The following is a 24,331-nucleotide window of genomic DNA, read 5'->3' as shown; positions in this document are numbered from 1 at the left end:
TTGGTTTTATTGTTTTCATGTAGAGAAAATTCATGAATTTTCTCTACATGAATTTTCTCTACATGAAAACACCCATTAATTACCATTGAATTTATCCTCATCCCATTTTTTAGGATTATTGATAATATAATTTTTAATGCGTTGGTAGGATATATCATCTCGGACAATATGGTCGTGAAAACGTGATTGCCATGCAAAATCGGCGTGTATTTTACGGGATTCAAACGTAACACGACCTTTGTACCACCGGATAATTTTTGATAAATTTTCTGTAATCATTGGATTTTTTATTCCTGAAAACCCACCAATATTGATTGTTTTCGTTCCCGTAGAGACGCGATTAATCGCGTCTCTACCATGTTCACAACAATCACCGCCATCACGTTTATCGTCCTGTTTGTCAATCACAACAATTCCGTGAATATGATTGGGCATCACCACAAATTCATCCAATTTAACAAATGGGAATTGTTCAGGTATTTCATACCAATATTTATCTGCCATTTTTCCTATTTCTGACAAAATCATTTCATTGTTTTCAATTTCGCCAAAATAATGTTCCCTGTTTTGGGTGCAAATGGTCACGAAATAGGACGCATTCCACCCGTAATCCCAATTTTGCATACGGGCAGATTCTATTCTATATTTACCTTTAAATTTTTCCACAACAACAAATTTTACGCCGCCAACACTTCATTTAGCTCATCGATAATTTTATCCATTTCATTTCCGAATAATTGGTGCATTCTACCTCGTCCGCCTTGCGCATCGAAAGGGGTGTAATCTAAATCGTCTATTTCAATATGATAGCTGCTTACTACATGGTCTTTAATCATGCGTAGCCAATCCATTTGCTCTTGTGAAAAACGGTTGTGCTGCCCTGCGTTTTGTTTGAATATCCAGTTTTGAAAATTCTCGTTTATGGTTTTATCGAAGGGTTTTAATTCATCGTCGATACCACATACACGGCGTATTAAAGAAACCAAGGCAGTTAGCTGGTCTTTAGGAGCCGCAAGGCATTGCGGCTGTACAACCTTATAGGCCTCCCATACATAGTCGGGGGCCAGTAAAGGTTTTTCCAGTTTCAGTTTCTCCATTACATCCTTTATCATTTTAAAGGTAATGTTACGGCGATTGTATGGCTGATTGTAGAATATGCTAAGTGCTTTTATCTCGTCTTTGTGCTGTTGCAAATATTCGGTAAAATCTTTAATGGTTTCGTTTGCCTTTTCGGTGGTAAAGCTGTCCCATTCCGATTTGGTTACGGTATCGATATTTACATGGTCGATAATTTGCTCGTGTTCGCGGCGCACATTTTCGATGTAGTTGTTCAGTTCACCATTAAAGGTGCTTGCAGCCTGATTGATTAATTCTTGTTGGGCTTCCTTATAGATTGCTTCTACCTCTGCAGGAGCCATCGTTGAGACGCAATGCATTGCGTCTTTACACATATCCTGTGCTTTCTTCTCAATTTCGTCAGGGTCGAAGGCAGAAATCAGTTCCTTGGTAATCTGTTTCAGGTTTTTGCCTTTGGAGTATTCCAGTAACTTATCTTTTTCCTTTTCGGTAATCTGCTTTTCTAATCGGATTAAGCGGTTTGCCAGCGAAAGAAACAAATCTTCGTCTTCGTGCCCCATGGTTACCGCACCCAATAAATCTTTCAGCGCAACAGTTGGCTTGCGCTCCAAAGGTCGGCTATCGGTCTTTTTACTTTTGGTAGCGCCAATGGCATCTACAATTACAAAGTGGGTTTTGCTGTTGGCGGTTCGAGTCACCTGCATCAGTTTATCTTTGTCGATGGTTCGGGTTCCGCGCCCTTTCATCTGCTCAAAGTAGTTGATGCTTTTTACATCGCGCATAAAAAGTAAAACCTCCAAAGGTTTTACATCGGTACCTGTGGCAATCATATCCACCGTAACGGCAATACGAGGGTAATAAGAATTTCTAAAACGGTTCAATACCGATTTAGGGTCTTCCTCAATTTTATAGGTTACCTTTTTACAAAAGTCGTTGCCCTCGTCAAATTCCTCACGCACAATTTTTATAATGTCGTCGGCATGACTATCGGTTTTTGCAAAGATGAGTGTTTTAGGTATTTCGTATTCACCGTTTTCATCGATACGGTTCGGAAAAATATCGGCTTTTAAGGCACGTTTGTATTCACGAATAATATTACGGATTTGGCTTGGGTTTACCACCTTTTTGTCCAAATCGTTTCTTGAATACTGCGTGTCTTCGTCTTCCTGTTGCCAGCGTTTTTGTCGGGTCAATTTATCACGGCGGTCAACAAACCACCCTGCTTGTATCACTTCACCTTTTTGCGAAATATCGGTTTCAATGCTGTACACATCGTAAGGTACATTTACGCCATCGGTAACCGATTGTTCATAAGTATACTGGCTTACCACATTCTCGTTGAAGAATCCGAAAGTACGTTTGTCGGGAGTGGCTGTTAATCCAATCAGGAACGCATCGAAATAGTCCAACACCTGTTTCCAAAGGTTGTAAATAGAGCGGTGGCATTCGTCAATTACAATAAAATCGAATTGCTCAATGGGTACTCTGTTGGTATATTCTACAGGAACGGCTTTCTTTTTATTGGCTTGTTGTTTTAGCCAAGTATTATTTTCGGTGGCTTCCTCTTCGGCACTTTCTTCAAGTTCTTCGCCTTTTAAAATGGAATACAAACGCTGAATGGTAGATATACACACCTGACTATCGCTGGCAATGTAGCTCGATGATAACCGCTGTACATTATAGAGTTCTGTAAATTTTCGATTGTCATCGTTAGGCTGAAAGGTCATGAATTCCTGTTCTGCCTGTTCGCCGAGGTTTTTGGTGTCTACTAAAAACAGGATGCGTTTTGCATCGGCATGTTTTAGCAAGCGATATATAAACGTAGCTGCGGTAAAGGTTTTCCCTGCACCCGTAGCCATTTGAATCAGTGCTTTCGGTCGATTGTTCTTAAACGATGTTTCCAGATTCTCAACCGCCACAATCTGAGCAGGGCGCAGCCCAGTTGGGTCGAGTGTTGGTATATCTTGTAATCTGCTACGTAAACTTTTATCCTTTTTCAACCACCCTGCTATCGTATCCGGTTTGTGAAAACTAAATACATTTCTCCCTCTTGGTTTTGGGTCACGGTAATCTGTAAATCGGGTTACAGCACCTGTACTTTCATACACGAAAGGTAAGAGAGCGTTTTTGAGGTATTTAAGCTTTGCGTTAGCGTAACCTTTTGATTGGTCTTCGACAACGGTTAGGTGCTGTCCTTCTTCTTCACGTTTCGCTTCTATGATACCTACAGGCTTGCGTTCAACAAACAGTACGTAATCTGCTGGTCCAACATCCGTTTGGTATTCTCTTACTGCAACACCTTTGTTTGCCGATAAATCAACCTTGTTTTTTGATTGCACAAGCCATTCAGCATCCACCAACATTTGGTCGATATGGTCTCTTGCAATCTGTTCTGGGTTTTGGTTGATCGTTGCGGTCATTTATGTTTTAGCTTGTTTTGAATTTGTCAAGCTCAAAGCTACTTAAAATTTTATTGTTCACTATAACTTATAGTCAAGATTATCCGTTAAACCCGCATTATGCATTAGAAAATCTATTACACATTAAAATTGTTTCAAAACAAGACACTCCGCTGCTTCACTTCAACTCACCATAACAATGAAAACCTAGTAAGATTGCACTTTCAATGCTCACGACGAACCTCCAATGCATAATCCGGGATAAACTTACAGTGACGTGGATGATATCCAATTTTTCCGTAACTTCTCTTGCATAAATCCTATCGAACGCAAAAGTATACCATGATGCCAATCAGAATTATAGCCATAGGGGATATTCACGGCTGCTTTGGGTCTTTAAAAAAACTTGTCGAAGAAAAGATACGAGTTACAAAGGCTGACAGACTGGTCTTTCTGGGCGATTATATAGACAGGGGTACGCAAAGCAAAGAGGTGGTTGACTATATATTGCATTTAATGGCCATGAAGTATGATATTGTCCCATTGAAAGGCAACCACGAGCAAATGCTGATAGACGCATTTACCGAGGACCGGTATATTCCCCTATGGTTGTATAATGGCGGAAGGGAAACGTTACATAGTTTTGGATTAGGCGCAACCGTTAATCTGCCTGTCAAATATTGGAACTTTTTTCAGGGGTTGGAATATTATTATAGCTATCGGGACTATCTTTTTGTGCATGCCGGGTTTGATGACCAAAGCACAAATCCCTTGAACGAAAAACATCAGATGCTGTGGACAAGAAACGGAAACTACACCAATCCGATCTTTCAGGGAAAAACCATTATTCATGGACATACGCCAATTACTTTCAACACTTGCACATGGACCATAGAAAAAGGGGCACAAGTGATCAATTTAGATACAGGATGTGTTTATAAGCATATACCGGGCTGTGGAAAATTAACGGCTTTGGATATCTTCTCAAGAACTATTTACTCGGTGTAAGTCATTCTTCCGTATAATTTTTTTATACCCATTGATTTTTTCGGTCGCTCAGATGGTTCCCAAAGACAAACTCAAAAGTCAGCAAATTACATTTTTATATCAAGCTGCTTTCCTTCGCTCAATGCTTTTTTATCTTTTTGAGAACCAATCACTGCCCCAATAACCAGGCCAATGGGGAGACCAACTCCCAGCAAACCCACATTGCCAATAATGGCTCCGATAACAACACCAATGGGAATACCAAAGGCTACCATGCCAACGGCTAACCATTTATGCTTATAATAACCTTTGGGCACAAGTCCGAGTTCTTTTTCTAGTAGCGTATAAATCCTCGATTGCATTTTTGCGATCTGCCTTCTGTAGTCAACTCCCGAATCAGATAATCCATTAAAACGCTCTATAATTCCGTTAATCGAATCAATTATCCCGTTCGGTAAGTTGTTTGTTCTTAACTCAGCCAAAAACCGGTTAAAATGCACAAAGGCATTAAATGTTTTATTGTTTTCTTTAATGCTGTGTCTGTTTTTGGGCGCTATGATCTCCATTCTTCTTTTTATTTTTTAAAAATAGCTGAAAATTAATTATTCAACACTTATCCTGGACCTTCCAAGTATTATTTTCTGTACACACTGCAAGTCCGTGCTAGCTGTTGTAATACGATTTAGTAAATTAACAATCGAAGCGTAAAAAAAAGAAAAACTAAATTAAGGTGACGCATTTTTTTTATCTTTTTGTTATCCGTCCTGAATTCTTTACCCATTAACGGCACTAACTCTCAGGTCCAATTTTTACCCCCAGCACAAGGATATCATCCGTCTGCACCAGTTCACCCTGCCACTTCTTAATATTCTGTTGCAGTATCTCCCTTTGTTCGCTCATTTTTTTATCCTGAATGGTAAATAAGAGTTCGCGGAAATATTTCACGCGATAGGTTTTACGCTTAGGGCCTCCTATCTGGTCGACATAACCATCGGTAAACAGATAAAACGAGTCTCCGGGCTGAACGGTTATATCATTATTGGTAAAAGGTGAAACAGCATCGTAATAGATACCAATCGGCATACTGTCAGGCCGGTATTTTAACATCCTATAATCACCTTGCCTGATCACCTGCAGGTTGCTATTTGGTTTCTCCTCGTTGCTTTGTCCGTTATGGTTCTTCCGCACGAGGTACAGCGGCCGGTTAGCCCCGGCATATTGCAGGGTATTATTTTCCAGGTCGAGGATACACAAGGCTATTTCCAGTCCGTCCCGGGCCTCTCCTTCTTTTCCTTTCTGATGTAACGAAAATATTAAAGCCTCCCTCATCCGCCCTAAAATCTCGCTGGCATCGTAATTGTTGACACTAACAATCTCGTTGAGATAGGAAATGCCCAGTATGCTCAAAAAGGCTCCCGGCACGCCATGCCCCGTGCAATCAGCCACGGCGATAAACAACTTATTGTCCTTTTTCACGTTCCAGTAAAAGTCACCGCTAACAATATCGCGCGGGTTGTTTAACACAAAATGATCACAGAAGGCGTTTTGCAGCAAGTCTTCAGGCGGCATGATGGCGGTCTGGATCCGCTTGGCATAACGGATACTGTCGAGTATCTGCTGCTGCTGGGCCTCAATGGTATCTTTCTGCCTAATAACGAGCTCCAGCTGGGTCTCTATCTCCTCTTTCTGGTCCTCTATTTCTTCTTTCTGCTTGGCAATCTCACGGGTTCTTTCCACCACTTTATCTTCCAGCTCCGCGTTCATCTGCGAAATACTGGATATATAGTTTTTAATCTTTTGTATCATGACATTATAACCCTCGGCCAGTTCACCTACCTCGTCATTGCTTCGCACAATCGTAAAATCGGTAATCCCGTCCGACCGGATCTTTTTCATGTTCAGCAGGAGCTCATGCACCGGGTTCACAATACTGCGGGTGGTCCATTTTACAATCAGGAATATATACATGATGGAAACCAGAATCCCTGTGCCAATTCCCAAAAACATCACGATGGTATCTATGGCGTTCACATAATAATAATCGGCATGGTTACCTATGTCTATTGTCCCTGATAACATGTTAACCGAATCATTCCAATTGCCCAGCATCACCTTTTTTTGTTCCGGGCTCAACTCAGAAATCCCAAGGCTCTCCACCGAGGTCAGGCTCAGCACAATATACAGGCCCACAATAGCCAATGGAAAAAAGGTGGTTAAGGCATTGGCAAACCACAATTGCCGGCCAATCTTACCACTTCTGTAACGGAATATACGTTGCCTGAGTTCTTCTTTGCTATAGAAATGCTCGATATAGGTTAAGCGCACCCTGTTTTTTTGCCAGAAGTAAACAAAGAGTACCGTAAGAAAAGCAGCTACGGCAGACACATAGAAGAAGTTCTGAAAAATATTGCGCTCTATCTCCTTCATGAAGATTTTTTCCGACAACAGGATATACAAGGCAAAGGTATGGCTGGCTAGGTGCGGCAGCAATAAAATTATTCCATTGATCCGGGGTGTTTTTAGGATAAGTTTTTTACAATACCATTGCAGTCTGTTGCCAATTGGCTTTTGCTTTCTTTTTCGGCGCAGATATATCTTAAAGGGCCTATTAAAAGCAAGCCCCAGTAAATAACACCCCAACAGAACGTTAAAATACCAGAAAAAAAACAGCATTAGGTAATCTTGTTTATTGTTATGCTTCCGCTCTCCGGGATGGTTTCTGGCAGCAGGCTCCATGGCTGCTGCAATGGAATCCGCCATTTGTTTATAGTGTTGTTCCATTTGTGCAACACCTTCCCTTTTGCCCATCACATCCAATAGAACAGAGTCCCTGATGGCTGGCGGTCGGCCTTCCTTCATCGGCATTCTCTTTCCAGGAAATCTTGATTCTTTTATAATATCGGGCAGGTTCTGAAATATCAGGAAACCGATAAACGGCATCACCAAAAACAAATACAAGATGGTTGAGGTGAGATATATTCTTAAACCAATAAATTTGGGTATACTAGTACTACTCATATTGTGTATATTATCGTAACGGTACTATCCGGGCATTACTTTACGGATTTGTCCAAGTTAGTAAGTTTTTCTCTTTAGAAAAAGCCCTTGGAGGAAGCCCATATTCCTGGCATTTAAAAAACCAATAATTTAAGAATTCAAATCAATGGTAAATATCATAAGGCTGAAAGTCATTATTTCGAAAGTTGGGGCAACGCTCATAAGTGTTCGGAAAGTTGTAATATTGAACCCGCAATATTTTACAAGACGGGAGTCGGTACTCCTCCTTCAAAAGTGTGTGTGTGAAAATGCATAAGTATTTTTGAGAAACTTTCAATTTGTAAGCTGTTTGCCTTTGATAATACCCCTAAATCCCCTGAAGGGGACTTCAGCCTCCACTTTAGGGGAGGTTTGGAGGGGTAAAAAGAAGGAGGTGGGAGATGTTTTAATTGGTGGTTGCAGTATAGTCTTTAGTAGAGCTGCTGACTTACAATGTTTATAATTATTTGCCAATTTTGTTCAATATCCTATTTAAAACATCACCTTTTAACGTGAAGTATAACAACAGTGTTGTCAACCATATAAACATCAGGTTAAACCAAAAGGTAGGTATCTCGGTGTTCCCAAGACGTTTGTACGACGCATAAAAATGCGCCCGCCCAAAATTGGAATCAGGTGTTTTATATATCGGATCCTTAAGCTGCACCCACTTGTCGTTCACCTGTGTGATCATGTCAGATCCTGTTCTGTTGGTGACCAAATCGTTTAATCGTTTATTAAAATACCGTTGTTTATTCGCATAATATTCCTCTTCGCCTCCCAATGTTCTCACCAGCTCCAGGTATTTTTCATCATTTTCGCGAGCGGCCTTATTCCTCTTTTCATTGAGCTGTTGTGTCAGCTGCAACAGATAGTTCCCGATATCTTCCAATAGCTCGGTGTTCACTTCCTTTATATTTATTTTTGCTGTTTTTTCATAAGGAAAGGCGGTGTTTCGTGCGAGCGTCTTGATGCCATTCTTGATCAGGCGCACCTGAAAATCCACCACTGCGTTATTTTCCGTATTGTCAATATTACGCTCACAATAAAGAATGCTTTTCTGCAATTCAGGAATCAGGTAATCTTTGTAATAGGTAGCCCTGCTTTTTTCCTTCTGCACATCTGTAAAATGTTTTTGAAACTCGTTTGCGTTATGCTGATGGACAATAAGCGCTTCATAGGCCCAACGAGAGGTCATCACATCGCCAATCACGGGCACATACTTCTGCGATGTGATACTCTTGTGCAAGTTGTCGTAGGTCACAATAACACCACTAAACAGCAATTCGGGCACCAATATAAAGGGTATCAGAATATAAATGGTGATGACAGAGTTTAATGCCGAAGAAAGGTTTAGTCCTAATAAATTGGCGAAGCAGGAAGTGGTGAATAAGATCAGCCAATAGTGCATGTTCATCCCTTTTATTTCCAGGATAAAATTACCTATGAGCACAAAGCTTAACATTTGTATGGCTGAAATCATAAACAACAGCGCTATTTTAGAATGTAAATAACTGCCCCTGCTTAATCCTAAAAACGATTCCCGTTTCAGGTGCTTCCTGTCTTTTATTATTTCTTCGGCAGATATGGATAATCCCAAAAACAAGGCCACCACTACGGCCATAAAAATATAAGCCGGGATATTGTTGTTCTCCATAAAAATATAGGCATTTGGATCTCCCGTCCTGCCACTTATATATTTGGTAAAAAAACCCAGCAACACCGCCAGAACAGGGGCCTCCAAAAGACTTATTAACAGATATTGCTTGTTGCTCAGTTTCGTCAGCAAATCCCGCTGAAAAAAGATGCGGAGCTGGCCGATCTTTCCCGGGATGCTATACAGGCTATGTCCGGATTTCCTTTCCTCGGGGAAATCCGTTGACTGGCTATGCCGGGTCTCTAGAAAGAAGTCGTACCATTCTCTGGGTGTTATTTTCCTGGTTCGGGTCGGCTTTCCATACTCATTTACAATCTTGGATTCGATGATTTGCAAAAGCTGTTCGGGATTCACATTGCCGCATTCACCGCATTGTTCATCTGTCGCGTTAATATAGTTGCTCTTCCTTTTAAAATAGCCAATGGCCTCAATAGGGTTTCCCGAATAAATCAGATATCCTCCTTTATCCAGAAACAGCATCCTGTCGAACATCTTAAAGATGTCTGATGATGGCTGATGAATATTAACGATGACAATCTTACCATTCAGGGTTTGTTCTTTCAACAGGTTCATCACCACCTCCGAGTCGAGAGATGACAGGCCCGAAGTGGGTTCGTCCACAAACAGGATAGCAGGCTCCCTGATTAACTCAAGGGCTATGTTTAAACGTTTGCGCTGACCCCCACTAATGAGTTTGTTTAACAGATTGCCCACCACCAGGTCTTTAACGCCATACAAATCAAGGTCGTATAACATTTTATGGACATACTCTTTTCTTTTCTCCTCGCTATAGTTGCTCAGGCACAACTGTGCGTTGAAATCGAGATTCTGATACACCGTCAATTCTTCAAACAGGATATCATCCTGCGGCACATAACCGATAATACTATTGTTTGCCGGGCTATAATTCTGATACAGATCATGGCCGTTGATAAACACCTGTCCCTGTTGTGGTTTGATATTTCCATTTAAGATATTCAGCAGCGTGGATTTTCCGGCCCCACTGGCTCCCATGACCCCCACCAATTGTCCCGAATCGATACTAAGGTGTTGCAGAAGGACCCCGTTTTCACTGTTCTTAAATCTAAAAATAATATCGCGTGCAATTAAGGAAGCGCCGGTTTCTTTGCGCAAGTGCATAAAAACCTTTACCACATCGGTATAATATATGGTTTTTGTTGTCGCACTTCGCAACGATGATCCTGCCTCAAAAATATATACCTGGTGTGGCGTGAAATTTTGCCCATTCAAGTATACATCCTGGTTCCCTGTATAACGAAAGGCAAACGTATTGGTGCTCTTGATATGCAAAAAGATGATTTCCCCGCCTATATCTCCAATGTTACGGTGTACGATCCCAGCTTCAGACTGACCACCGTCAGAATCAAAAATAATCACATTTTCTTTCTCCGGCACATTTTTTAATTCGTTAAAAACAAAACCCTTACAGTTGAGGTATTCTGTTTCGTCAATATTAAAGGCCGTTGCCACGGAAAGCACAAAATCCAATTCTTTTTCTGTTAAAATGGCATCCAGTGAGATGAATTCCAGAAGTTTCAACAACACAAAGGTCTTTTGTTTCTGCTGCAATTCCTGATTGATCTGCTCACAGATAGCCATCACCTTCATGGCATCCACCATGGTCCGCTTTTTCCTTTTCTTGTCGGAGACATCCACTTTATTGGAGGCATACAATTGCAGGTAATCATCAAACCGGATCAGGTATTTCTCTATCAGATTTTTATTTAGGAGCTTACGCAAAAACGTTTCGACAAACTTACGTTCCCGGCTGGGTTGTTTAACCGATATGTCTATGTCAATTACCAGGGCAAATAATTGAATTAATGCCTTAATTATATTCTCATTCATGTCTTCTTTTTTTTCTTCCCAACGGTATGGTGGCTGTTTGGTGCAATCGGAAATCTCCGGGTTTAGATCTATCCAACCGTAGCTATATGCAGCTTAACTCTCTTTTGAGATTGTTTATAAAGCTACTAATATTTTCCTATCTTGTAAAAAAAAGTAATTCAGGCTATCCAGCAATACCAATAATGTCGAAAATTAAGACCATACTAAATTATAGGGGACCCATTGAATTTGAAACAACAGAAATTCTTTTACAGAAAGTTAAAAAGGATTTGGAGGCCCATGCTATAAAAAAGGTACTTAAAAAACGTGTTTACAACATTATGGTTGAATGCATTGAGAATATTCTCAGGCATCATGCAGCTCCCCCTAACACTACCATCCATCCATATATCATACTCGAGCAGGAGCAAGAGGGATATTTAATCACAGCAGGGAACCTGATCTCCAATGATGAAGTGAATGATCTCCATCAAAAGATTGACCATGTGAAGGGTCAGGATAAGGAAGGCTTGCTGAAGATGTATGAAGACCAGATTAATAAAGATGGTATCGCCATCAATAAAGGAGCTGGATTGGGAATTATCACCATAGCCTTAAAGGCCAACAGTAAGATTAACTATAATTTCACGCCGGTAAATGCAGGATGGTCTGTGTTTGAATTGCAGGTAAGCGTTCCTTTGGAGCATTAAAAAGTATATTTCATGAGAAAGCTAACAATAGACCCTACTCCCAACTCCCCAAAAATATGGTTTGAACCTGATAAATACAGCTTTGAAGTATCAGGGGAGTCAAGACCTGAGAATGCCAGTATTTTCTATAAAGATTTGATAGATTGGGTGAATGAACTGGAACTGTCGTTAAAAAACAATGACGGCTCAATTGACAGGCCCTATGTTTTTATTTTTAACCTGGAGTATTTTAATTCAACCTCGGCAAAGTTTATCCTCGATTTCTGCAAGAAACTGGGCAACTTGCATTCCATGGGTCATCCAATTGTTATTCACTGGCATTACGAAGACGATGATGAGGATATGCTGGAGGTAGGCCAGGAAATGTCCAGGATGTCCAAGTTCCCGTTTGAATTTATCGAGATTAGGACCTAAACCAAAATTCCTTCGGATATTAGGAAGTAACGACATTTAGCACGGAGCTCACTTTTAAACCCATAATACCACTGCCGCGTTCACCCTTTAGCAATATTCTCCAATAATTTCAAGGTAATTAGGTAGGTGGGTTTTATCCCTTCCTGGCCAAGGCCACCGGAAGCCAATGTTGTTTTGCTTTGCATGGGATTGTCCGAGGCGTAATAGGCATAATAGACCCTCACCTGTTCGTTGACACTTTTCCGCACCTTGGTGGCGGCCTGAATCGCCTTTTGATAATGTGCCCCCTCCATCTCAATTCCAATTGCATTCCACGAACTGTTCATAAAGTGCTTTAACACATCCTTGTTTTGCAGGGAGGTACCCAGAACAGTAATCATGTTCCCCTCGACCACATTAATCCCGTTTCCCGCAAAATCAGCTGCCTTAAAGCTGTTCTCGAACGGGTAGTTATCGCCGGTCCCCTCAAAAACATGAGCGCCGGGTACAATGATATCCCCTTTGTCTCCTTTCAGAATTCCCGCTTTACCCATAATGGAGATGGTCTCAATGTTCAGCCGCAATCTTCTTTCGCCTTTTATCTCGGGCTTTAACAATTCGTCCATACACTCGTACGCCTGTTCCCCAAAAGCATAATCCATTACCAATAACAAACCTCTGTCTGTGGTATTACCTTTTTCTGAATGCAACCATTTGGAGCTGTTGTTGTGTAAAGCTTTCTCCAGATCGATTATTTGAACATTAATATTGGCACCGGATGAATCCTTTATCATATGCAACCCATTTTGCAGCGCTATTTTTTCAATTTTGTCGCGGAGTTTTTTGTTTCCGCCCTCGCTTGTCTTGATGGCCAGTTCATCCAGGGAATCTATATCCGGTTCGGCCAGATTTCCGTATAGTGTGTTTAAAAAACTATGGAGGTTTGCGCTTATAATATGCAGTGGGCGTTCAATCCACCCTTTTTTCACAATAAAGTCTTTAATGTGATTGGCCCATTTCTCGCCATAAATATGATGCCCGATGATTTCCCTTAGTTTTTGGGAAAAAGATATTTCTCGTTTTATTCCCTTGATCTGTTCCTGTATGGTAAGGTGCCCCAGCCAATAAATAATTTCAAACAAGGAGGGCTCATCCTTTCTCTGGCCAAAATCTTCAACCGCCATCTTCGTTTCCAGGTAAGTACGCCCCAGCACGTTGCTTAAATAAGTGATTCCCTGCTTTATATCGCGATTATCGTCCGAGTTTATAAAGTTCTTAAGTTTATTCCAGTCATCAGAAACCTGTCCCTTAGGATCCAGACTGTTTTGCATTATTTTTTTTGATTCGTTGAACAGAAATGTCAGGTGCGTGAGAATATCGTAAATATCGCTTCGCCCACGGGTAACTTCAATATACATCGAATCTTCATCAATGCGGTAACAGTTTCTTCGCCGCTTTAAAGGAACGATAACATCGTAGTCGGACAATTCAAATCCTTCGCGCGCTATCAAGCGGATGTGCCTGCATTTTTCTATTCTCCTGGGCAAACGATCCAACACGTATTTCATGGCACTTAACTCCACCCTGTATGGGTCGGACATGGATCCGTAGATTTCCGGATTCAGGGTTAAGAATGTTTTGGTCAGCTCCTCTCCCGATACCCCCAGGGGTTTGTAACTGCCCCGGATGAACAAGTGACGCATGGTAATATACAACCTTTCGATGGCTGCCCTCGATTCCCTCGTCCTGATTTTATTGTCCATGAATATTTCTGTTTTAAAACGATATTGTTGTCCTATCACAGCACAACCGTACCTAATGAACCATTTCTCTTTTGCTAAACAATTTGTTCCTTGTCAAAGTCCCAGTAAGTTCTTCTGCCTTCTTTATAGGATATGGTTCCCATATGGGCTGTCATGGCTTCTTCAAAAGCCCTGTCGATATTACAACTTGGTTGTGTACCATTGTTTAGCCGGATGCAGTCGAGCCATTCGCGAAGGTGCAGGTGTGTGGTATCCACTTGTTTTCCGTCACGATAGGTATATAACAATCCGCGACCTGCAAAGTATTTCTCGGTGGCCGACGTGATGGCATCTACCTTGTTTTTGCCCGGAGTATAGCTGAAAATCGGTTTCCCGGGATCCATCAAACCATTTTTTATCTTCTCTTTGTACCTGGTCGAATTTGGGTCTACATTTATTTCAAGCGTATTGCCTACGTGCATCGTAGCATCATGACCCATAATCATTTTACCGCGGGTGTTCTGATTTGCCTGGGTTGCGCTGTATAAGAGCGTTAAGTCTTTGTGAGCAAATTCATAGGCCATTGTCAATACATCAGGCACGGTTCGTCCGTCCTTAAAATAATAGATACCCCCGGAAGCCATGGAAGAGGATGGCATGCCTAAATCTAATATCTGATTCATCGCATCGTATTCATGGGTAAACAAATCGCCGCTTAATCCGGTGCTGTAGTCCCACCAGCATCGCCAACGGAAAAAGCGTTCCAAACTAAAATCGTGCCATGGAGCCGGTCCTATAAACTGTTTCCAGTCGATATTGTTCTTGTTGGCTTTGGGGTGAATATTATACACCCATGCCCCATTGGGAGAATTACGGTTGGTACAGGTTTCTATAAGCGAAATTTTTCCCAAGGCTCCTTTTTCAATAATCCCTTTGGCAACATGGTAACTATCCGTTTGACGGTTCTGATGTCCTAACTGAAAGACATTTCCCTTTTCTTTCACTATTTTACGAACCATATATGTTTCATCTAAATGCCACGACAAGGGCTTCTCGCAATATATATGTTTCCCGTTAAGCGCGGCCTCAATGGCTATTGAAGAATGCAAATGATCCGGGGTTCCGATTATGACAGCATCTACATCATCCGATTTAACCAATTCCTGATAGGTTTTGTATCGCTTTGGGGCTTTACCCTTTTTCCCGGAAATGCCCTGACGGTAAATATTCTGACCTGCCTTGATGGCATTCTCAGCATGAATATCGAAGACGTCACATATGGCGGTTATCTCCACCCCGAGATCTTCCTGGTCAATAAAATTCTGATATCTTTTTTCCCACCCTTTTTCGGTTTTGGCTTTAGTCGCCAATTTATCGATATATTCAGGCTGAGCAAAGCCGAGTGACCTTAACAAATAGTTACAGCGGCTTCCGTATCCAACCACACCAATTCTAATTTTCTTATTTACCGGAACATTAAGGCTGCTTTTTTCACTTAAATCAAAATCAAGCTCTTCGAGCAAGTGTTCGTTTAAGGTATCGTAATACCTGTTTTTACTATACATTCCATAAGCAAAAGCGCCAACAACAGGTACGGTGGCCAAACCCTTCAATACTTCCCTTCTGTTCAATTTTCTTGGAGAAGATTTTGGTATAGAATTTTTGTCTTTTTCTTCCATTTTATATACGCTTGTTTTTAAATAGTAGTCGGTCGATTCCTATATAATAACTACTTGGTATAAGAAACAACACGACCAAGATGCAGCACTCAATTGCGTTTTTGTTCACTAAAAGGTAACTTCCCTCCGAAGGCATCATATATTCCGAACCAATCACAGGTGGGTGTGAAAGATAAAACATCAGGATCATTATCGCTCCGGCAATAGAAGCATATCGGGCCAAAAGTCCTAATATTAAAGCCAGCCCAATTAATATTAACCCCCACTGGATGATAATATCAATAGCGTTCAGTATTATTTCTGTGTCAACCATCCATAAGAACCACTGTTTAAACAGGCCTTCAGAATCCAACAGATATCCAGCTGCACTCCAGTCGGGATTTAACATTTTTACAGCACCTTCATATAATAAATGCCATCCTATCAATACCCGGCATATTACGAGTGCCGATAGCTGGTATTTATTTATTGCATAATTTGTTGATTTATCCATTTAATCAGAGCTTTTCTTGTATTATTAAAACCTTGTAAGTGTTTGCTCTTCGCCAGCTTTTAGGTTCAGACTAATTGTTTTATCCCCTACTTTTATTTTACACGAACCGCCGTTTTTCGATGAAATCACCACATTTTCAGGATTACCATTTTTCCATTTCATATCCAATGTAAAGCCACCACGTGTGCATAAGCCAGATACATTCCCATTGGGCCAAACCTTTGGCAAAGCTGGCAATAACTGAATGATGGTTTCCCCGTTTTCATCTTTCAGATGACTTTGAACCAACATCTCCGCCATACCTGCTGCTCCTCCAAAATTGCCGTCGATTTGGAAAGGCGGGTGCATGTCGAATAAATTGTCGGCCATCGATTTTTGAAACAGTGCCTTTAAATTTTCATAAGCCTTATCTGGATTTTGAAGTCTGGCAAAGAAATTGATAATCCAGGCCCTGCTCCATCCGGTGTGGCCTCCACCATTTGCCAAGCGCCCATCAATGCTGCGGTTAATGGCATCGATGTAATAAGGAGTTTGTAATTCGCTGAACTGTCTCCCCGGATATAGACCAAACAAATGGCTCATATGGCGATGTCCTGCGTCCACCTCTTCAAACTCCTGCGACCATTCCATTAAACGGCCATCGGAACCGATTTTTGGCAGCGATAGGTTGGCAAGTGCTGTTTTTACATCCGCTACAAAATCATCTTCTATTTCAAGAATTGCAGCAGCCTCCAACAGGTTGGTAAAGTTGTCCCAGATAATTTCCTGGTCCATGGCATTGCCCATATCAAGTCGAACCATTTCTTTATCGGTTCCCGGTGCATAAAATTTATTTTCGGGCGAAGTTGACGGCCCTGAAACCAATTTCCCGGAACGGGGATCTACCGAAAGCCAATCAAGCAGAAACTTACTCGATTCTTTTAAAATCGGGTATGCCCGATTAGCTAGAAATTCCTTATCGCCGGTAAAACGATAATGTTCCATAAAATGCTGCGTACACCAGGACGAGCCAAAGGGCCACATGCCATACTGTACTTTGCCAATAGGTGCTGTCCAGTGCCACACATCCGTAGTATGGTGCACCACAAAACCATCACAATTATAAACTTCTTTTGCCGTTTTACTTCCCGGTTCAACTAGGTCTTCCAGTAAGTCGAAAAATGGTTCGTGACATTCACTTAAGTTGCAGATTTCCACCGGCCAGTAATTCATCTGAAAATTGATGTTGGTATGAAAATCACTGTTCCAGGGAGCGCTCAGGTGCTGGTTCCATATTCCCTGCAAATTGGCAGGCAGGTTGCCCGGCCTTGATGAGGAAATAAGCAGGTAGCGTCCATACTGAAAAAACAGCTGCATCAATCCAGGGTCGTCCGCACCTTGCTTGATGGCCTCCAACCGCTTATTGGTAGGCACATTAACGTCTCCTGAATTTCCAAGGTTAAGGGTCACCCTTCTAAACAACCGTTGGTGCTCTGTTTGGTGCTCGTCTACCATTTTTTCAACGGTTTTTTTCGATACCGCTTTTAACTGTTTAGCACAAACTGCCGAAAGCGTATGTGTTAATGGAGAATAAGGCTCGTCGGCATTATAATCGGTGGCTGCCGAGATAAATAAGGTTAACCCATTAGCCCCGCTTACCTTTATATTTCCCTCTTCAGCAATGGTTTTTCCACCGTTAGGCACAGCCAGCAATTGGGCTTCGTATTTCACGCCCGGATGTTTGCCTTTTTGGCTGGCTTGCCCCCACATTCTGATTTTGTTTTTGCCTACCGTAGCTACCTCAAAATCGGCAGGACGGTCTAAACTCAAATTAACACTCATGGATTTAGGTTTGTCGGCAGAAAGCTTTACAACAATAACCTGATCTACAGGGCTCGAAAAAACCTCGCGGGTATAGTTGACACCGTTTAATGTAAAAGTTGTTTTGGCAATGGCTTTGTCGAGGTCTAGTTCCCTGCGGTAATTTTCAGCTTCACCTTTCAATTGAAAGTCCATGTTCAAATTACCCAGTGTTTGGTAACTTCTTGGTGCAATCCTGGGCGACAATACATCGGTTTGCATAATGCTGTCGGCTTCCACGTATTTTCCATTAAAAATCGACGCTTGCGCTTTTGCGATGGATTTCCAGGCCCCATTGCGATTTTCAGGAACGGGAGGCCCGGCCCAAACCGATTCTTCGTTGAGCTGGATGGTTTCCTTTTCAATGCCACCAAATACCATGGCACCCAAACGCCCATTTCCAACTGGCAGGGCTTCCATCCATTTTTCTGCAGGTTTATCGTACCATAATATTTTTTCTTGTGCTGACGTGCCTGTAATCAGACTTAATGCAATACTAAGTATTGCAAATATTCGTTTGTTCATTGTACAGTTTTTTTACTTGTTCCTGAATCTATTAATATTTTTATCTATTCTATATTTTTCATGGTTTCATGAGGTTTATCCTGACAGCAGATAAACTTAACTAAATTAGTTTGTATGACCAAAGCGATATTCCGTGCCTCTGGGGCAAGGAGCATACACTGTATTCAGGTTGTGCCTGATCGGCTGGCCAGAATAACACCCAGTCGTCAGGAGCCGTTTCGATGATATAAACTCCCTATATATCTCCAACTTTAAACCCTATAAAGCCAATTGGCACCTTTTTATGTAATACGGATTGTCATTTGCACCAAACTTCGTGGGAGCCTTAGATGCTTTAAGCAAATAAAATTACTTACATCCCATATCCAGTAACGCTTCGGCGAATGCCTTGCCAGCCTGAGCATGGAACTTAGCCGAGCCGTAGTAGTGAACAAAGCCACCAATAGAGGCAGCCCGCTTCCATAGGGCCATCTCTTCAGGGGTGAGTATTTTAGCTTTGTAATCATCCATATAAGCTTTCTTCTGCTCCGGCGTCATTGAGCCATCGGCATTTGGCCCATCGGCAAGTTGTTTCGACAATTTTCTACCCATGTTTTTCACCTTTGTTTGTTTCTGTTCTATGAATCCAAGTACATCTTCTCTGAATGGTGCCGTCTGAACGGCAGCTACACTCCCTTTGAACTCTTCCATTTGCGCTGGCACCGCCATGGCTTTACGGAAAAGCTTCATGCGATAATCCGATTTGTTAACCACCTTAAATGTGCCTGGTGTGTAATTCCCATACTGACCCATCACACCTATAACAAATGGCAGTTCGGGAGCCTTCAAATCCTTACGGACATCGCGTATAAATTGTGCCAATAAATGGCTGTATTGATCATACTGCTTTTCTCCATAACTTGATGGATAGGTGGTAAGATCACTAAAGTCATTCCATCCCTGGAACCAAACAAAACCCGACAATTCATAGCCTGCATCCGGGTCGTAGTCCGGGTAGACCCGCTTTATATCGCCCAGAACCTTTCGGACATGATCCATCATGTAACGATAGTTTCGGCCCGTTGCCTCCTTTTTCTGCGCCCTAACCTTCTCTAGCGCGCCCTTTTGGGTCAATATTTCTACCTGATAGTCATTCATTACGTATGGACCGGAGCCAGGCGATCGGTAATCCACACTTAGATTTTGGCCTCCCCAGGCGGTCTTGATAATTAAGATAGGGCCATCGTATGATTCTTCCATGGTGATGCCGAACATATACTCCGGTCCGATAAAATCGTCAGGTTTCGTGGGATCTGTTCTGCGCACACCGTAACCGGCAGTCAACTTGCCATATCCTTCTCCTCCGTATTGGTTCATCTTTCCATTCAGCGAAGAGATCCAAACCCTTTCACATACCTTCGGTTTGCCGTCGGGGCCAAGCATCTTCTTAAGCAATGGGGCGGTTGCGGGATCGTCTCCAATATAGTCGAAGGTCGAAATACCCCCAGTGCCGACCATATTCGACTGCCCGGCCATTATGTAAATCTTAAGCGGTTTTTTTGCAAAGGCCGGACTAATACAAAAAAAGGCAACAAAGACAGCAAACATGAGTTTTACAGCTCGTATCATAGTTTCTTCTTTAAACGTTAAAAATTTGTATGCTTCATTCTTTTTTACCAATACGCACCTCTAAAAACTATTTTTCGATGCTATTTTTAAATAATCGATTTATGAATTATAAGGCCTACTTTAAATGATAAGGGGTATTACAAACCAAAATGATACTCCTCACCGCGAAAAGCAACAGGCGTAACATTCGGTTTGGGTTGAACCTTACCTTTGGGCCAGAACATCACCCATTCGCCGGGCGACATTTCAAGGTGGTACGTACCTCTATCATTTGGGCTAATCTTTGTATTTTTTGAGGCCACCCATTGTGCATCCTGCATGGCAGGATCAACTTCTACTTCCCCGCCTGCTTCTGACTGAATTAACACCCATTGGGTTTTACTTTGCTCACGTCGGGCACTCGCCAAATAAGCGCCTTCACCACGAAGCTGGTGAAACTGAACATCGGGCCACTTTTCGGGAACAGCAGGAAAAATACGCAGCTGTTTGCCCCAACTCTGCAACAGCATTTCTTGCATTGTGGTGGCTCCATGCAATGGTGTTTCCATCACAGGCAAACCGATTTCAGAATAAAAAGTATTGGGCTTTAAAAACGACTTTAAACCATTGAGTAACTCTAAGGCCCGGTCGCCATCATTCAGTATGGCAGCCATACATGCCCCTCCTGTATACGAATAGCCCATGGCCCGCCCGAAGCTGTGCCAGTGCGTTAAACTACGATCAATTAATTCACGGTTCTCCTTAGTTTCAGGAGTAAGTGTATGCAAAGGATATACCGCCAACAAGTGCGACCAATGTCTGTGTCGATAATCTAATGTGACATCTTTTCCAACCATTCTACCGGTTGCTTCATCAACATGAACCGGCATCAATTTCGTTTTAATTTCTTTCCAGGCGGCAATTAAAGGTTCTTCTTTTTCTGAAAGACCTTTTTCTTCTGCCATTTCGAGTAAACGCCCCAGGCCCCAATTCAACAGATCGAGATCGTAAGTACAATCTACTGCCATTTTATATTCAGGACTAAAGGTTTGGGGCAGACTCAATAAACCCTCCTCGTTTTCTACCAAAAAGTGTCGGTAATAATTTACAGCACGAGTTAGCAGCGGATAAAGCACGGTGTCGCGTAGTTCCTTGTCTTGCCAATAGATGCATTCCATATCTACGTTATGCAGCCCCCACAACAAGTTTCCAATCTCACTTCCAATTTTGGGTTCTATGGGCTCCCGGCCTCCAGGTTGCCCGGCATGTCCCGCCAGATCCCAGCCCGAGCTGTTTCGACCAATGGCATACGAATCATGACGATAAGGTTCGGCTACGTTTTTGGCCAGGTTCTCGCGGTTCACATTCAGCTGATGACTCATGGCCGAAACCATTCCACGGCGATTGGCAACATAGCCACCACTGTGCGAAAGTTGTACATTCAGATTCCACCAGGTTGCGCACCACGCAGTTGGTTGCAACCATGGTCCCTGATTATCAATAATCCATCCTTTATCGCGTGTAGCGCAGGCCAATTTGTATTGTTGTATCCAGTAAAAAGCATCCCAGTAGCGGTCGCCCACCGAAATAAAACTTTGCGGATAATAGTTGTGCCACCATTCGCGATGCGATTCCATCCACTTTTTCTGATCGGCCATAGCTGCTGCACGTACCGCCAAGACAGCATTGCTTACTGCTTCGTTGCCCGGAAAACTGTGTTGAACACTTAACCAAAGTCGTGTGGTGTCGCCCACTTCTTTTTGTACCCATGCCACAGCTGTTTGTCCTCCGGCAATTAGATTTTGAACGGCAGTTTGCACACCATCACCGAACGTTGAAAGCGCCGGAGAAGGATTGACCGGAGTTCGTGGTGCGTTGGAACGCACCGAACGTGGATTCCGTGCTTCTTCAGCAATGTAGGTAAATTTAGTTCCTTCAAGATTACCTTCGGCAACTAGATCGAAACGCATGACCGGTTCTGTGGCATGTACAATTGTTTTCCAATCCACAGCACCTCCATTAGATAAAAGCGTTCCTGTCGCTTCCGCATCCCACAACGAGAGGCGTGATTTGCTTTCTGTTATTTCTTTTGGTAATTGCAGTTTCAGGTGACCAATAAAATGTCTACCACGATTAAGCGCTGTAAAATTCTTTTCCGTAAGGTCATCGTCCTCCATGGAGCGGTGTTCATGTGCTGCCGAACAACCTACATCCCATCTGAGCGTATGGCCGTCGATTTTATACATAAGCGTACCTTGCTCGCCATTGCCCAGGAAAGGTCCTTCGAACCATGTTCCGGGAAGTGAATCCCATTGCATATCGTGATTGGCCATAAAAGCCGGCCAGTCTACGGCATCCATTCCCGAACAGGTATCGCCTGCTTTAAGAACCATTCCCCTATTTTTACTCGGAGATTTTTGTGCGCCGGCAAGTCCAACACAAAGGACTGATAACAATATTATCCATATATTCTTCATCTGTTTATTATTTAGCAAAACCTTGATAACCAATGCAAATTCTAATCTCCGAATCAAGTTCGGAGCAGGCTATGCTCCTGTGTGCCCGATTATTTGCCCTGGCCATGCCAGTTTCATATGATCACCTAATTACAAAATATTATTCCCTACATGTTTTTTCCAGTCTCCATTGCGGTTTTCAGGAACGGGAGGCCGGCCCAAACCGATTCTTCGCTGAGCTGGATGGTTTCCTTTTCAATGCCACCAAATACCATGACACCCAAACGCCCATTTCCAACTGACAGGGCTTCCATCCAATTTTCCGCCGGTTTGTCGTACCACAAAATGGTTTGCTATGTTTCTGAAATGCCTGAAATCAGCACCAATGCAATGATAAATGTAGTTACTCGTTTATTCATCGTTTAAGTTTTTACTTGTTCCTGAATCCATTATTGTTTTTAAGGTCTTTTCCATTGAATTTGCCAGCTCCCGGTTCTCATCGATAATATCAGTGGTTTCTGAAATATCCTTTTTTAAATCGAACATTGAAAATGGTTTTTCAAAGGCCTTTCCTCTTGGAGTTTCACGACCACCGGAGCCATTACCCAAGACCAACTTATAGTCTCCGTTTCGAATGGCAAATGTACCACTAACCGAGTGATTCACAATTGGAGCCCGTGAGAAAGCATCGTCGTTTTCCTGTAATAAAGGGAGAAAACTAAAACTATCCTCACCCTCATTTTCGGAAAGGGAAACACCTAATAAATCTGCAAAAGTTGCCAGAAAATCAGTAGTGCAAATGGTTTGTTCTTTCACCTGTCCTTTTTTAATTGCGGCCGGCCAACGTACCACGAAAGGAACACGGTGTCCACCTTCCCAAACATCGGTTTTTGTTCCGCGATAAATGTAATTTGCCGTGTGGTTTTTGGCGTAAAAACCCTGAACATTCTCATTCATTAAATGGTCAGCTTCCACACTTTCATCCAGGCGGTACATAAACGAACCATTATCTGACGTAATCATCAGCAAGGTATTTTCTTCCATCCCGGCCGCTTTTAATTTGTCGGCCATGCGGCCGACCACATAATCGGTTTGATGCACAAAATCGCCATAAGCTCCCAGTTCTGTAGTGCCCACAAAACGTGAGTCGGGCCACACTGGTTTATGCGGTGCAGGTAAAGCAAAATACATGAACATGGGTTTATCGGTTGGACGTTTATCAATTAAACTTTCGGCTTTATTTAACAGGTTTTCCCAAGCCGTTTCAAAATCAAAATTTTCAGCTTTGTCACCTTCCCTTAAATACCTTGGAAAATCTTGTTTTGGTTGTATTTGCGTAGGAACCTGGGTAAAATGGTCGTTTTCGATATAAACGTACGGAGGAAAATCGAGCGATGCTGAGATTCCATAAAAATAGTCGAAGCCGTTCACTGTTGGATTATTTTCAATTTTACCGGCATAATCAACAACTCCGGCAGTGTCTATTGTAAAATCCATTCCCAGATGCCACTTTCCAACACCTGTGGTATAATAGCCATTTTGTTTCAAAAGCGATGCAATGGTCGTTCGCTGCGGATCAATCAGGTGTTCGCTGAATCCATTTAACACCCCTTTCTTTTTCCATGTGCGCCAACAATAACGCCCGGTAATAATTCCGTAGCGCGTAGGTGTGCAAACGGCTGAGTTTGTATGGGCATCGGTAAAACGAATTCCTTCAGCTGCAACCTTGTCCATTGCCGGTGTTGGAATTTTGGAATCCGCGTTGTAACAATGTACGTCACCACTTCCTAAATCATCAGCCAGTATAATGATAATATTTGGTTTCTCTGTTTGTTTTTCCACAGTAGAACATGCGGAAACAAGGACCGCTAAAATCGGAAAAAATAAAGTTTTATAATTCATT

16 protein-coding genes are annotated in these 24,331 nt (G+C 42.3%); 3 read left to right on the top strand and 13 right to left on the bottom strand.

The features are described from left to right. Positions 1–75: 75 nt before the first annotated feature. Together ACRD64_RS05230 and ACRD64_RS05225 are read right to left on the bottom strand one after the other, a co-directional pair. Positions 76–666 carry a transposase gene (locus tag ACRD64_RS05230; protein WP_430932173.1) on the bottom strand — a complete coding sequence of 197 codons (591 nt, stop codon included), beginning with the start codon at positions 664–666 and terminating at the stop codon, positions 76–78. 11 nt (positions 667–677) lie between these two features. After that, positions 678–3,497, bottom strand: coding sequence for a DEAD/DEAH box helicase family protein (locus ACRD64_RS05225; protein WP_430932172.1), 2,820 nt, complete (start codon positions 3,495–3,497; stop codon positions 678–680). Between the two features lie 321 nt (positions 3,498–3,818). On the opposite strand from ACRD64_RS05225, the gene ACRD64_RS05220 reads away from it, so the two are divergent. Further along, positions 3,819–4,484, top strand: coding sequence for a metallophosphoesterase family protein (locus tag ACRD64_RS05220; protein WP_430932171.1), 666 nt, complete (start codon positions 3,819–3,821; stop codon positions 4,482–4,484). Positions 4,485–4,570: 86 nt separating this feature from the next. Here ACRD64_RS05220 and ACRD64_RS05215 read toward each other — a convergent pair whose 3' ends face one another. The 3 genes from ACRD64_RS05215 to ACRD64_RS05205 all read right to left on the bottom strand — a co-directional run bounded on the left by ACRD64_RS05215 (position 4,571) and on the right by ACRD64_RS05205 (position 11,025). Then, entirely contained in the window at positions 4,571–5,029 is a 459-nt protein-coding gene (locus tag ACRD64_RS05215) for a hypothetical protein (protein WP_430932170.1), read from the bottom strand. 223 nt (positions 5,030–5,252) lie between these two features. Further along, positions 5,253–7,481 (bottom strand): SpoIIE family protein phosphatase, encoded by a 2,229-nt coding sequence (locus ACRD64_RS05210; protein WP_430932169.1) that lies wholly within the window; start codon positions 7,479–7,481, stop codon positions 5,253–5,255. Between the two features lie 481 nt (positions 7,482–7,962). Then, entirely contained in the window at positions 7,963–11,025 is a 3,063-nt protein-coding gene (locus tag ACRD64_RS05205) for an ATP-binding cassette domain-containing protein (RefSeq protein WP_430932168.1), read from the bottom strand. Between the two features lie 182 nt (positions 11,026–11,207). Here ACRD64_RS05205 and ACRD64_RS05200 point away from each other — a divergent pair, with 182 nt between their 5' ends. Both ACRD64_RS05200 and ACRD64_RS05195 read left to right on the top strand, forming a co-directional pair. After that, complete coding sequence (locus tag ACRD64_RS05200) at positions 11,208–11,714, top strand: SiaB family protein kinase (RefSeq protein ID WP_430932167.1); 507 nt, start codon at positions 11,208–11,210, stop codon at positions 11,712–11,714. Positions 11,715–11,726: 12 nt separating this feature from the next. Further along, positions 11,727–12,128 (top strand): DUF1987 domain-containing protein, encoded by a 402-nt coding sequence (locus ACRD64_RS05195; protein ID WP_430932165.1) that lies wholly within the window; start codon positions 11,727–11,729, stop codon positions 12,126–12,128. 80 nt (positions 12,129–12,208) lie between these two features. On the opposite strand, the gene ACRD64_RS05190 is transcribed toward ACRD64_RS05195, so the two are convergent. From ACRD64_RS05190 to ACRD64_RS05155, 8 genes are all read right to left on the bottom strand, one after another. After that, on the bottom strand, positions 12,209–13,870 hold the full coding sequence (locus ACRD64_RS05190; protein ID WP_430932164.1) for a DUF6909 family protein: 1,662 nt from the start codon (positions 13,868–13,870) through the stop codon (positions 12,209–12,211). A gap of 74 nt (positions 13,871–13,944) precedes the next feature. After that, the gene (locus ACRD64_RS05185) at positions 13,945–15,528 is read right to left on the bottom strand and encodes a Gfo/Idh/MocA family protein (protein ID WP_430932163.1); all 1,584 of its coding nucleotides are present in this window, start codon (positions 15,526–15,528) and stop codon (positions 13,945–13,947) included. Position 15,529: 1 nt separating this feature from the next. Then, positions 15,530–16,021: a DoxX subfamily gene (locus tag ACRD64_RS05180; RefSeq protein ID WP_430932162.1), complete on the bottom strand. Its 492-nt coding sequence runs from the start codon at positions 16,019–16,021 to the stop codon at positions 15,530–15,532. Positions 16,022–16,045: 24 nt separating this feature from the next. Continuing rightward, on the bottom strand, positions 16,046–18,385 hold the full coding sequence (locus ACRD64_RS05175) for a glycoside hydrolase family 95 protein (RefSeq protein ID WP_430932161.1): 2,340 nt from the start codon (positions 18,383–18,385) through the stop codon (positions 16,046–16,048). Between the two features lie 348 nt (positions 18,386–18,733). Continuing rightward, positions 18,734–19,993, bottom strand: a complete 1,260-nt coding sequence (locus ACRD64_RS05170) for a sialate O-acetylesterase (protein WP_430932160.1) — start codon at positions 19,991–19,993, stop codon at positions 18,734–18,736. 137 nt (positions 19,994–20,130) lie between these two features. Further along, positions 20,131–22,449, bottom strand: coding sequence for a glycosyl hydrolase family 95 catalytic domain-containing protein (locus ACRD64_RS05165; RefSeq protein ID WP_430932159.1), 2,319 nt, complete (start codon positions 22,447–22,449; stop codon positions 20,131–20,133). A 146-nt stretch (positions 22,450–22,595) separates the two neighbouring features. Beyond that, positions 22,596–22,772 carry a glycoside hydrolase N-terminal domain-containing protein gene (locus ACRD64_RS05160; protein ID WP_430932158.1) on the bottom strand — a complete coding sequence of 59 codons (177 nt, stop codon included), beginning with the start codon at positions 22,770–22,772 and terminating at the stop codon, positions 22,596–22,598. 67 nt (positions 22,773–22,839) lie between these two features. Next, the gene (locus ACRD64_RS05155; RefSeq protein WP_430932157.1) at positions 22,840–24,330 is read right to left on the bottom strand and encodes a sulfatase family protein; all 1,491 of its coding nucleotides are present in this window, start codon (positions 24,328–24,330) and stop codon (positions 22,840–22,842) included. Between the last annotated feature and the right edge of the window lies 1 nt (position 24,331).

It is taken from the genome of Saccharicrinis sp. 156, from assembly GCF_050589685.1.
Classification (GTDB): domain Bacteria; phylum Bacteroidota; class Bacteroidia; order Bacteroidales; family Marinilabiliaceae; genus Saccharicrinis.
This window is presented reverse-complemented; position numbering and strand designations above follow the sequence as displayed.

Excerpts from the sequence above, each read along its gene's own strand:
- ACRD64_RS05225 (WP_430932172.1), bottom strand. The coding sequence starts at position 3,497 with ATGACCGCAACGATCAACCAAAACCCAGAACAGATTGCAAGAGACCAT.
- ACRD64_RS05220 (WP_430932171.1), top strand. The coding sequence starts at position 3,819 with ATGATGCCAATCAGAATTATAGCCATAGGGGATATTCACGGCTGCTTT.
- ACRD64_RS05215 (WP_430932170.1), bottom strand. The coding sequence starts at position 5,029 with ATGGAGATCATAGCGCCCAAAAACAGACACAGCATTAAAGAAAACAAT.
- ACRD64_RS05210 (WP_430932169.1), bottom strand. The coding sequence starts at position 7,481 with ATGAGTAGTACTAGTATACCCAAATTTATTGGTTTAAGAATATATCTC.
- ACRD64_RS05205 (WP_430932168.1), bottom strand. The coding sequence starts at position 11,025 with ATGAATGAGAATATAATTAAGGCATTAATTCAATTATTTGCCCTGGTA.
- ACRD64_RS05200 (WP_430932167.1), top strand. The coding sequence starts at position 11,208 with ATGTCGAAAATTAAGACCATACTAAATTATAGGGGACCCATTGAATTT.
- ACRD64_RS05195 (WP_430932165.1), top strand. The coding sequence starts at position 11,727 with ATGAGAAAGCTAACAATAGACCCTACTCCCAACTCCCCAAAAATATGG.
- ACRD64_RS05190 (WP_430932164.1), bottom strand. The coding sequence starts at position 13,870 with ATGGACAATAAAATCAGGACGAGGGAATCGAGGGCAGCCATCGAAAGG.
- ACRD64_RS05185 (WP_430932163.1), bottom strand. The coding sequence starts at position 15,528 with ATGGAAGAAAAAGACAAAAATTCTATACCAAAATCTTCTCCAAGAAAA.
- ACRD64_RS05180 (WP_430932162.1), bottom strand. The coding sequence starts at position 16,021 with ATGGATAAATCAACAAATTATGCAATAAATAAATACCAGCTATCGGCA.
- ACRD64_RS05175 (WP_430932161.1), bottom strand. The coding sequence starts at position 18,385 with ATGAACAAACGAATATTTGCAATACTTAGTATTGCATTAAGTCTGATT.
- ACRD64_RS05170 (WP_430932160.1), bottom strand. The coding sequence starts at position 19,993 with ATGATACGAGCTGTAAAACTCATGTTTGCTGTCTTTGTTGCCTTTTTT.
- ACRD64_RS05165 (WP_430932159.1), bottom strand. The coding sequence starts at position 22,449 with ATGAAGAATATATGGATAATATTGTTATCAGTCCTTTGTGTTGGACTT.
- ACRD64_RS05155 (WP_430932157.1), bottom strand. The coding sequence starts at position 24,330 with ATGAATTATAAAACTTTATTTTTTCCGATTTTAGCGGTCCTTGTTTCC.